The 10,060-nt window shown below is 69.0% G+C and carries 9 protein-coding genes and 1 rRNA gene; 5 read left to right on the forward strand and 5 right to left on the reverse strand.

Features of this window, described 5'->3' with window-relative positions; all coding sequences use genetic code 11:
- Position 1: 1 nt before the first annotated feature.
- Positions 2 to 1,111: a S1C family serine protease gene (locus E0497_RS15990; RefSeq protein WP_137725776.1), complete on the forward strand. Its 1,110-nt coding sequence runs from the start codon at positions 2 to 4 to the stop codon at positions 1,109 to 1,111.
- 14 nt (positions 1,112 to 1,125) lie between these two features.
- On the opposite strand, the gene E0497_RS15995 is transcribed toward E0497_RS15990, so the two are convergent.
- Both E0497_RS15995 and E0497_RS16000 read right to left on the reverse strand, forming a co-directional pair.
- Complete coding sequence (locus E0497_RS15995) at positions 1,126 to 1,974, reverse strand: LLM class F420-dependent oxidoreductase (RefSeq protein ID WP_137725777.1); 849 nt, start codon at positions 1,972 to 1,974, stop codon at positions 1,126 to 1,128.
- A gap of 76 nt (positions 1,975 to 2,050) precedes the next feature.
- Positions 2,051 to 2,518 (reverse strand): GtrA family protein, encoded by a 468-nt coding sequence (locus E0497_RS16000; RefSeq protein ID WP_137725778.1) that lies wholly within the window; start codon positions 2,516 to 2,518, stop codon positions 2,051 to 2,053.
- Between the two features lie 180 nt (positions 2,519 to 2,698).
- Here E0497_RS16000 and E0497_RS16005 point away from each other — a divergent pair, with 180 nt between their 5' ends.
- Positions 2,699 to 4,123 carry a decaprenylphosphoryl-beta-D-ribose oxidase gene (locus E0497_RS16005; protein ID WP_137725779.1) on the forward strand — a complete coding sequence of 475 codons (1,425 nt, stop codon included), beginning with the start codon at positions 2,699 to 2,701 and terminating at the stop codon, positions 4,121 to 4,123.
- A complete protein-coding gene (locus E0497_RS16010) occupies positions 4,123 to 4,884 on the forward strand; it encodes a decaprenylphospho-beta-D-erythro-pentofuranosid-2-ulose 2-reductase (protein WP_137725780.1) in 762 nt (253 codons plus the stop codon). The genes E0497_RS16005 and E0497_RS16010 overlap by 1 nt, the downstream gene beginning before the upstream one ends.
- Positions 4,885 to 4,977: 93 nt before the next feature.
- Here E0497_RS16010 and E0497_RS16015 read toward each other — a convergent pair whose 3' ends face one another.
- Positions 4,978 to 5,841, reverse strand: a complete 864-nt coding sequence (locus E0497_RS16015; protein ID WP_137725781.1) for an alpha/beta fold hydrolase — start codon at positions 5,839 to 5,841, stop codon at positions 4,978 to 4,980.
- 126 nt (positions 5,842 to 5,967) lie between these two features.
- Here E0497_RS16015 and E0497_RS16020 point away from each other — a divergent pair, with 126 nt between their 5' ends.
- Positions 5,968 to 7,815: a galactan 5-O-arabinofuranosyltransferase gene (locus E0497_RS16020; protein WP_137725794.1), complete on the forward strand. Its 1,848-nt coding sequence runs from the start codon at positions 5,968 to 5,970 to the stop codon at positions 7,813 to 7,815.
- Position 7,816: 1 nt separating this feature from the next.
- Here the strand turns inward: E0497_RS16020 and E0497_RS16025 are convergent, their stop codons facing one another.
- Positions 7,817 to 9,229 carry an FUSC family protein gene (locus tag E0497_RS16025; RefSeq protein WP_137725782.1) on the reverse strand — a complete coding sequence of 471 codons (1,413 nt, stop codon included), beginning with the start codon at positions 9,227 to 9,229 and terminating at the stop codon, positions 7,817 to 7,819.
- A gap of 74 nt (positions 9,230 to 9,303) precedes the next feature.
- On the opposite strand from E0497_RS16025, the gene E0497_RS16030 reads away from it, so the two are divergent.
- The gene (locus tag E0497_RS16030; RefSeq protein ID WP_137725783.1) at positions 9,304 to 9,819 is read left to right on the forward strand and encodes a MarR family winged helix-turn-helix transcriptional regulator; all 516 of its coding nucleotides are present in this window, start codon (positions 9,304 to 9,306) and stop codon (positions 9,817 to 9,819) included.
- A gap of 119 nt (positions 9,820 to 9,938) precedes the next feature.
- On the opposite strand, the gene rrf is transcribed toward E0497_RS16030, so the two are convergent.
- Positions 9,939 to 10,055: ribosomal RNA gene (gene rrf / locus E0497_RS16035) — 5S ribosomal RNA — on the reverse strand.
- Positions 10,056 to 10,060: the final 5 nt, after the last annotated feature.

Consider the following 10,060-nt stretch of genomic DNA (forward strand, 5'->3'; position numbering starts at 1 on the left):
GATGAGCGCGTGGGGGATCCGCCGCGTCAGCGCTGCCCTGGCAGTGCTGGTCGCGGCGGGTCTCGCGCTCGTCGCCGTTCCGCTCGAACACGGCACACTGGACGGCGCCGCTCCCGTCACGACGGTCACCGCTCCGCCACCACCACCCGCTCCGGTGCCGCTGTCCGCCGACGAGGTCACCGCCCGGGTGTCGCCGACGATCGTGATGCTCACCGCGCAGTCGTCGCTCGCAACCACCGCGGGCACCGGGATCGTGGTCCGCCCCGACGGCGCCGACACGCTGGTCCTCACCAACCATCACGTGATCGACGGCGGCACCGACATCACGGCGACGAGCATCCCCGACCGCGTCACCTATCCCGTCGAGGTACTCGGCTACGACAGTTCCCGCGATCTGGCGGTGCTACGCCTGCCCGGCGGCGCCGCGCTGCCGACGGCCACCGTCGCCGCCGAACCTGCCCGGATCGGCGCCCCGGTCACCGCGGTCGGGAACGCCGACGGCGGCGGGGTTCCCGCGGCCGCACCCGGCACCGTCACCCGCGTCGGGGTGACGATCACGACCCGCAACACCGCCGACGGCTCCCGCAACCAGCTGTCGAATCTCATCCAGGTCGACGCGAACGTCCGGCCCGGCGACTCCGGCGGGCCACTCGTCGACACGTTCGGTGAGATCGTCGGCGTCAACAGCGCCGGCAACGCCGTCGAACCCGGTGTGGACGCGGCACCGGCACCCATGTCGTATGCCATCCCCATCGAGGGGGCGCTGCAGTTGGTCGACGAGGTGCTGTCCGGCCGGGCCGCCCCGACCGTCCACATCGGTCCGACCCCGGCGCTCGGGGTGAGTGTCCGGGACCGGCGCGGTGCGACCCTCGGGGACGGTGCGGGTGTCGAGGTGATCCACGTCGGCTACCGCGGCCCCGCCGAGAGCGCCGGTCTCGTGCGCGGCGACGTGATCACCGGTTTCGGCGGCGCCCCGATCCGGTCGTCGTCGGATCTGACGATCGCGATGAATGCGCGGCATCCCGGCGACCGCGTCGACGTGCAGTGGACGGACGCCACCGGCGCGGCCCGGACCGGGACCCTGGTGCTGCAGGAAGGGCCGCCGCGCTGACCCGTCCGCCTCTATCAGCCGATACCGAGCTTGCCGGCGAGCCGCTGCAGGTAGGCCGTCACCGTGTCCTCGTCGGCGTCGGGCATCCCGAACAGGGCCTCGCTGACGCCGAGGTCCTGCCAGCGGGCGAGTTTCTCGGTGTCCGGTTTACCGGCGAGGACGACGATCTCCGGCTGCCCGGGGCGTCCGGCGTCGGCCCAGATCTTGCGCAGCAGCGTGACGTTGTCCTCGATGCCGGTCTCGATGGGGGTGGTGATCCAGCCGTCCGCGGACCGGGCGATCCACGCGAACGTCTTCTCCGACGCCCCCGCCCCGACCAGGACGGGTGGCCGCGGCTGCTGGACCGGCTTCGGCCACGCCCAACTCGGGCCGAAGCTCACGAACTGCCCGTCGTACGACGCCTCCTCCTGCGTCCACAGCGCACCCATCGCCTCGAGGTACTCGCGCAGTGCGGTCCGACGCTTCTTCGGGTCGACGCCGTGGTCGGCGAGTTCCTCGGCGTTCCAACCGAAACCGACCCCGAACGTGACCCTGCCCCCGGACAGATGGTCGAGGGAGGCGATCGTCTTGGCGAGCGTGATGGGGTCGTGTTCGAGCGGCAGCGCCACCGACGTGCCGAGCCGGATGCGGGACGTCACCGACGCGGCCGTCCCGAGTGCCACCCACGGGTCGAGGGTGCGCATGTAGCGGTCGTCGGGCAGGGCCTCGGTGCCGGTTCCCGGATGGTTCGACGCCCGATTCACCGGGATGTGCGTGTGCTCGGGCACGTAGAACGCGTCGAACCCACACTCCTCGACGGTGCGGGCGGCCGCCGCCGGCGTGATGCCGCGGTCACTGGTGAACAAGCTGATGCCGTAGCGCACGATCTGACTCCTCCGGGGTAGGTCGGTGCCAGAAATGTAACCGGTTACAGAACCGTCCGGAGGGGTTTGACGGACGTCAACGGATCCTGAAGATCACCGCACGCTGGACGACGAAATTGATGACCGTCGCGGTGCCCTGCGCGATCACGAACGCGAGCGGTGTCCGCCACCACGTGTCGGCGAGATTCTCGGACAGCACCCGGTTGATACCGACCTGCACCGCGAACGTCACGGCGTAGAGGACGACGACGGCGACGAAGCGGGCCCGGCTCGGTTCGGCCTTGAACGTCCACCGGCGGTTGATGAGGTACGCGGTGGTCGTGCCGGCGACGAAGCTCAGGGCCTTCGCCGCGTCCCGCGTGACACCCAGCGCCATGAGCAACACGTACAACCCGTAGTCGACGACGGCCGACAGCCCACCCGTCGCGACGAAGCGCACGATCTGCGTCTTCAGGTCCGGTGCATCGTCGGCGATCGCATCGGTGACGGGGATCTCGACCGGCAGCGGCGCGTGCGGATCGTGGGCGTGAGGGGTTCCGGACACGCCACGAAGCGTAGGCGACCGGATCCGCTGCGACCGTCGTGACCTCCCGCGTTTTGCGCACTTGCCGCGCGTTTTCCGGGTCCGGAGGCGCGGCAAGTGCGCAAAACGCGGACGACGAGGGTGGGGAACGCCGCACTCGTGCCGGGGCGACTCCGATACCGCCAGGTAACCTCGTAGCCGATGTCCGAGACAGCAGAAGAGACGGCTCACGAGCCGCTCCCCACGCAGACCCGCACCCTCACCGGATGGGGGCGCACCGCGCCCACCACCGCCCAGGTGTTGTCCACACCCGACGTCGAGGTGATCGCCAAGGCGGTCGCCCAGGTGGCGGAGCAGAACGAGTCGAAGCCGTCGCACCTGCGACGCGGCGTCATCGCCCGCGGCCTGGGCCGCTCCTACGGTGACCCGGCGCAGAACGCGGGCGGGCTCGTCGTCGACATGAATGCGCTGGGGCGCATCCACCACATCGACGCCGACACGCACCTGGTGACGGTCGACGCCGGTGTCAGCCTGGATCAGCTGATGCGTGCGGCCCTGCCGTTCGGTCTGTGGGTTCCGGTGCTGCCGGGCACCCGTCAGGTCACCATCGGCGGCGCGATCGCGTCCGACATCCACGGCAAGAACCATCACAGCGCCGGCAGCTTCGGCAACCATGTGCGCTCGATGAAACTGCTCACCGCGGACGGGCAGATCCGCACCCTCACCCCGGCCGGCCGGAACGCGAAACTGTTCTGGGCCACGGTCGGCGGCATGGGCCTGACCGGCATCATCCTCGAGGCGACGATCGCGATGACGCCGACGGAGACCGCGTACTTCATCGCGGACAGCCGGCGCACCGAGAGCCTCGACGAGACCATCGCGCTGCACAGCGACGGCAGCGAGAACAACTACGACTATTCGAGCGCCTGGTTCGACGCCATCTCCCCCGAACCGAAGCTGGGTCGGGCGGCGGTGTCGCGGGGCAGCCTCGCGACGCTCGACCAGTTGCCGGCGAAGCTGCAGAAGGATCCGCTCAAGTTCGACGCGCCGACGCTGCTGACGCTGCCGGACGTGTTCCCGAACGGTCTCGCCAACAAGTTCAACTTCTCGGTGATCGGCGAACTGTACTACCGCAAGACGAAGAACGCGGACAACCAGGTCCAGAATCTGACGTCGTTCTACCACCCGCTGGATCTGTTCGGCGAGTGGAACCGCGGCTACGGCCCCAGCGGGTTCCTGCAGTACCAGTTCGTGGTGCCGCCGGAGGCCGTCGGCGAGTTCAAGCAGATCATCCGCGACATCCAGGCGTCGGGGCACCACTCGTTCCTCAACGTGTTCAAGCTGTTCGGTGAGGGCAACAAGGCGCCGCTGAGCTTCCCGATGGCCGGCTGGAACATCTGCGTCGACTTCCGGATCAAGCCGGGCCTCAGCGAGTTCGTCACCGAACTCGACAAGCGCGTGCTCGAATTCGGTGGCCGCCTGTACACCGCGAAGGATTCGCGGACCACGGCCGAGACGTTCCACGCCATGTACCCGCGGATCGACGAGTGGACCAAGGTCCGCCGATCCGTCGATCCCACAGGCGTTTTCGCCTCCGACATGTCCAGAAGGTTGGAACTGCACTGATGATCAACGCTGTGGGCAACCCCCAGACCCTGCTGCTCCTCGGCGGCACCTCCGAGATCGGTCTCGCGATCTGCGAGGAGTATCTGAAGAAGGCGCCGCTGCGGGTGATTCTCGCTGCGCTGCCGAACGATCCGGGACGCGACGCCGCCGTCGCCCAGATGACGGCTGCGGGTGCCACCGAGGTCGAGGTCATCGACTTCGACGCCCTCGACACCGACAGCCACCCCAAGGTGATCGACGCCGCCTGGGCGAAGGGTGACGTCGACGTCGCGGTCGTCGCGTTCGCCCTCGACGGTGATGCCGAGGAACTGTGGCAGAACCAGCGCAAGGCCGTGCTGGTCGCGAACGTCAACTACACCGCCTCCGTCTCGGTCGGCGTGCTCGTCGGTGAGAAGATGAAGGCGCAGGGCTTCGGCCGCATCGTCGTCATGTCGTCGGTCGCCGGGGAACGCGTCAAGCGCGCCAACTTCGTGTACGGCTCCACCAAGGCCGGCCTCGACGGCTTCTATCTCGGACTCGGCGAGGCCTTGGCCCCGTTCGGCCCCAAGGTCACCGTCGTGCGACCGGGCATGGTGCGCACCAAGTTCAGCGCCCACGTCAAGGAAGCACCGCTGACGGTGAACAAGGAAGACGTCGCCGCGCTCGCGGTGTCGGCGTCCGACAAGGGCAAGGAGATCGTCTGGGCGCCGGGACCGTTCCGCTTCGTGATGATGGTGCTGCGGCACATTCCGCGCGCGATCTTCCGCAAGCTGCCGGTCTAGATCCCGTCCCCTCGCGTTTCGCGCACTTGTTGCACCGTCCGGGTCCGGATCGGTCGCGACAAGTGCGCGAAACGCGTTTCGGGGGGTGATTTTTCAGGGGGTGGCCGCCCAGGCCGCGAGGACCGTGCGGATACCGGTGACGAGTGCGAGCGGCTGATCGATCATCGTGTGATGGCCGGCGTCGGGGATCTCCGCGACGATCGCGCCCGGGCCGAACCTCTCCCGCATGTCCGCCAGCAGCTCATCCGAGACGATGCCGTGCTGCGACCGGAAGTACGCGATCGGGCAACGCGGACGCGCCACCGCGAGGGTGTCCCCACCGGATCGGGTGAACATGGCCGGATCGAACTTCCACGACCAGCCGCCGTCGACGGCGACGAGCGACGTCTCCGCGATGTGCTCGCGCACGCACGGCACCGCCGACTCCTGCGGCGGCACGAACCGGAACCGGGCCAGCGCCTCGTCCCGCGTCGGATACACCTTCTTCGGCCCGAACGCCGCCTTCCGGCGGGCCGCCTCCTCCTCGGGGGTGCGCTGCCGGATCGGCGAGTCGACGATCTGCACGCCGGCCAGCCGGTCCCCATACAGGTGCGACGCGACGAACGCCACGATCCCGCCCATGCTGTGCCCCACCACGACCGGCTTCCCGACGATGCCCGACGTCGACGCCACCGCCACGATCTCGTCCGCCCACAGATCCAGCGAATAGTGCTCGCGGGTGCCGCTGTCCCCGTGACCGCTGAGATCGAGGGCGACGACGCGACGCCCGCCGACGAGTTGCGGGCCGATGTGATCCCACCACCGCGCGTGGGCGGCGCCGCCGTGCACGAGCACGATCCCGGGCCGGCCGGTCTCGCCCCACGCCCGGTACGCGATGTCGGCGCCGGTGACCGGCACCGTCCCGGTCTCCACGGGTGTCGCCAGCGCGTCCCGGAACCACTGCTGCTCGTCACTCATTCCCGCAACTTACTGCGCCCCGGGCCACCGACCCCACCCAAGTAAGCTCGGGCCGTGTCGCCATCGGATACCGCCGCCCTCACCTCGCCCCGCCCCGCCCGCCTGTCCGGGGGCACCGTCGCCGAGATGATCACCGCGGCCGTCGTGGCCGCGATCGTGTCCGCGGTGGGCCTGTTCGCGTTCGGACGCGTGTCGTGGCCGGCGTTCCCGTCGTCGAACGTGACGCAGGCGGTGACCACGGTCGGGCAGGTCGTCACGATCGCGGTGCTCGCACTGTGCGTGATCGCGTATCGGGCCCGACGCTGGATGCGAGCGGCGACGGTGCTGTCGTGGGCGGGACTGTCGGGGTTCGTGACGGTGACCCTCGGGATGCCGCTGAGCGCGACGAAGCTGTACCTGCACGGTGTGTCGGTGGATCAGGAGTTCCGCACCGAATACCTCACGCGGCTCACCGATTCCGCTGCGCTGCACGACATGACGTACGCGGACCTGCCGCCCTACTACCCGGCGGGCTGGTTCTGGATCGGCGGACGCCTGGCGAACCTGCTCGGCCTGGACGGCTGGGAGATGTTCAAGCCGTATGCGATCGCGTCGATCGCGGTGGCCGCGGTGATCGCTCTGGTGTTGTGGACCAAGCTGATTCGCGCAGACTGGGCGATCGTCGTCGGACTCGTCACGGCCGCACTCGTCGTCGCGTACGGCTCGGCCGAACCGTACGGTGCGGTCATCGCGGTGCTTATCCCGCCGGTGCTGCTGCTCGCGTGGGGCGGACTGCATCGTCCGGGTGAATCCGGCCGCGGCGGTTGGGGTGCCGTCGCCGGGACCGGAGTGTTCCTCGGCATCGCCGCCGCGTTCTACACGCTGTATCTGGGTTTCACGGCGTTCGCGGTGACGCTCATGGCCCTCGTCGCGGCCGGACTCGCGGTGCGGGAGAATGGATCGTGGCGCGGCGCGATCACCCCCCTCGTCCGCCTCGTCGCCGTCGCGGTGATCTCCGGGATCATCGCGCTCGTCGTGTGGCTGCCCTATCTGCTCGACGCGGTGCGCGACTCGGCCGCCGACAGCGGCACCGCCACCCACTATCTGCCGGACGCCGGTGCGCACCTGCCGCTTCCGATGTTCCAGTTCTCCCTCGCCGGGGCACTGTGCCTGCTCGGCACCATCTGGCTGGTCTGGCGCGCGACCACGTCGAGGCGCGCGCAGGTTCTCGGGATCGGCGTGATCGCGGTCTACCTGTGGTCGCTGCTGTCGATGGCGTTCACGGTGCTCGGCGGCACGCTGCTGTCGTTCCGGCTCGAGCCCGTGCTGATCCTGCTGCTCGGCACCGCGGGCGTGTTCGGCTTCTTCGAATTCTCTCGCCGACTCGTGCTCGCCACGAGCGAGAATCCGCGGGTGAAGGCATCCCTCGTCGTGCTCGGACTGGCCGGCCTCGTCGGGTTCTCGCAGAACATTCCGCAGGTCCTCGCGAGCGACATCACCGTCGCCTACACCGACACCGACGGTGACGGGGTCCGCGCCGACCAACGTCCGCCCGGCGCCGCCGCCTACTTCGCCGACGTCGACCGGATCATCACCGAACACCGTCCCGGCGAACGCCACGACACGGTCGTCCTCACGTCCGACACCGGTTTCCTCAGCTTCTACCCGTACTACGGTTTCCAGGCGCTGACGTCGCACTACGCGAACCCGCTGGCCCAGTTCCGGGAGCGCACCGAGACGATCGAGAGTTGGAGCGACCTCGAGGCACCCGACCAACTGGTCACGGCGCTCGACGAATTGCCGTGGCGCGCACCGGATGTGTTCGTCTTCCGTAAGAGTGCCGACGGCTACGTCCTGCGACTGGCGGAGGACGTGTACCCGAACGACCCCAACGTCCGCCGGTACACGGTCACCCTCCCGGCGCAGTTGTTCGACGACCCGCGCTTCACGATCGACGAGGTGGGCCCGTTCGTGGTCGTCACCCGGGTCGGCTGACTCACGCCGTGTGGTGGCGGTCGGCCCGGCTGACCGTCACCGCGGCGACCAGCACACCGATCACGACACCGACCAGGGTGTCGGCGATGCGGCTGACGCCGGTCCCCGCGGTCACCGGGGTCGTGAACCCGGTCATCAGCAACGCCATCGGCGTCACCACCAGCGTCGTGAGCCCGTAGTTGACGAGGACCATCAGTTCCGCCGCGATCTGCAGCACCACGACCGCCGCGACCGCCTGCCAGAACCCGAGCGACGCGGCCAGCAGTCCGGCAGCGACTGCCGCGCCGCCGATGTTGCCGAGCAGACGCTGGATCCCACGCTGGACGGTGTGCGCATAGTTCAGTCCCTGTAGTGCCGCGATCGCACCGAGCGACGCCCACAGCGGATGCTCGAGACCGCACGCGGCCGCGAGCCATCCCGACAGCGCCGACGCCACCATCACCCGGATCACAGTGTGCCGCAACGTGGGACCACGAAGGTTCACCCGCGCCGTCCGCAGCAACCCGACCGGCACCGGCAGCTCCGTCGCCGGCGACGGTCGATCACCGACACCGCCGATGACACCGGAGCGTCTGATCCTGCGGAGTTCCCGTCCGTGCCGGGCGATGTCCTGCACTGCGTCACTGTTCCCGTCCACGACCCAGGCGTCGACGGCCGAGTCCGCCGCGTCCAGCAGCTCGGCGAGGTCGCGGCCGTGGCGGCTACCGGATCGTGAACGACCGCTCGCCGCAAGCACTTCCCGCGCCCGGTCCACTGCCCGACGCGCCTCGACGACACCGTCACGGTCCTCGAGCGTGCCGACGACCTCGAATGCCCGCGCCGCAGCGAGACGGGCCGGCCCCAACGGCAGCAACAGTCCGGGCAGCATCGCAGCGGCCCACCCGACGAGCACACCGGCAGCGGCTGCCGTCGTCACCGCGACCGCATCTCCCACGGTCGCCGAGAACCCGGCCGCACCGGTCGCGGCGAACACCGGGATCACCGGGCCCGGACCGATCAGCTGGAAGGCGTTCATGTAGGCCGACGCCGCACCCGCGAGCAGCGACAGCACGGCGATGAGCAGCCACACGGGCAGACCCACGGCACCGAGGATTCCACCGAACCCGATGGACGCGACGAGGACCGCACCCACCAGTGCCAGCTTGCCGGCCAGTCGCGGGTAGGGCTCGTACCGTCCGAACGCCGACGCCAGCGCCCCCAGCGCCGCGAACCCCGCGAGTTCCCGGTAGCCGAGGAGAGCGCCGACGACCAGTACGACGGCCGTCGCGAGTCCGACCCGCAGTGCCGGTGCGATCGTCGCGTCCGCCCTCCCGAGGTCGAATGCGCGACGCCACGTGCGCGGCGACACGGTGTGCGCCAGCGCGTCCCGGGCATGGTCGAACCGGGTCTGGTCGGAAGTCTCGAGCACCGTCATTCCGCCAGTGTACGGAACCTACTTCACTAGTAAAATAATAATGAAGTTGATCTCTGCCCGACTAGGATGAGGACGTGGATTCGACCGACCGTCCCGACCCCGATTTCATCGACCACGTCCGTGACGAGTGGGGACGCTCGTACCCGGAGATCGACACGTCGCCGATCGAGATCATCGGACGGATCACCCGGATCAGCTCGCAGACCCTGCATCAACTCGACCGGGCTCTCGCACCGAGCAGTGTGACGCGGGCGGAGTTCGAGGTTCTGTGCGCGTTGGCGCGACGTGACCGTCCGTTGCGGGCAAGCGAGGTCACTGCGGTGACGATGGTCAGCGGCGCCGCCACCACCAAGCAGGCGGAACGACTGGTGAAAATGGGTCTCGTCGAGCGCAAACGTTTCGAACGCGACGGCCGCGTCGTGTTACTCCAGGTGACGGAGGCCGGACGCGCGTTCGTCGATCGGGAACTGCCCCGACGTGTCGAACGGGACCATCGATTGTTGGCCGGCCTCGATGCCGACGAACGCGCCACGCTGGCGCGGTTACTGCGACGGATCTCCCGGAACAGCGACGACGCCGATCGGATCTGATTCGCGGCTGCGGCACACCTTCGTCGAGGTGCCGGCGGGTTCCGGGCCCACCACAAAAAAAGGGGTACAGAAAGCAGTGAGGGCCCCCACCTATTGGTGGGGGCCCTCACTGAAAAGGTGTTCGGCGGTGTCCTACTCTCCCACACCCTGTCGAGTGCAGTACCATCGGCGCTGGAGGGCTTAGCTTCCGGGTTCGGAATGGGACCGGGCGTTTCCCCTCCGCTATGGCCGCCGTAACTCT

Source organism: Prescottella subtropica (assembly GCF_005434945.1).
Taxonomy (GTDB): Bacteria; Actinomycetota; Actinomycetes; order Mycobacteriales; family Mycobacteriaceae; genus Prescottella; species Prescottella subtropica.

What these genes read in the sequence shown, in the direction of transcription:
- E0497_RS16005 (WP_137725779.1), top strand. Translation starts at nt 2,699, where the DNA reads ATGTCCGAGACAGCAGAAGAGACGGCTCACGAGCCGCTCCCCACGCAG.
- E0497_RS15990 (WP_137725776.1), top strand. Translation starts at nt 2, where the DNA reads ATGAGCGCGTGGGGGATCCGCCGCGTCAGCGCTGCCCTGGCAGTGCTG.
- E0497_RS16015 (WP_137725781.1), bottom strand. Translation starts at nt 5,841, where the DNA reads ATGAGTGACGAGCAGCAGTGGTTCCGGGACGCGCTGGCGACACCCGTG.
- E0497_RS16025 (WP_137725782.1), bottom strand. Translation starts at nt 9,229, where the DNA reads ATGACGGTGCTCGAGACTTCCGACCAGACCCGGTTCGACCATGCCCGG.
- E0497_RS16020 (WP_137725794.1), top strand. Translation starts at nt 5,968, where the DNA reads ATGATCACCGCGGCCGTCGTGGCCGCGATCGTGTCCGCGGTGGGCCTG.
- E0497_RS16010 (WP_137725780.1), top strand. Translation starts at nt 4,123, where the DNA reads ATGATCAACGCTGTGGGCAACCCCCAGACCCTGCTGCTCCTCGGCGGC.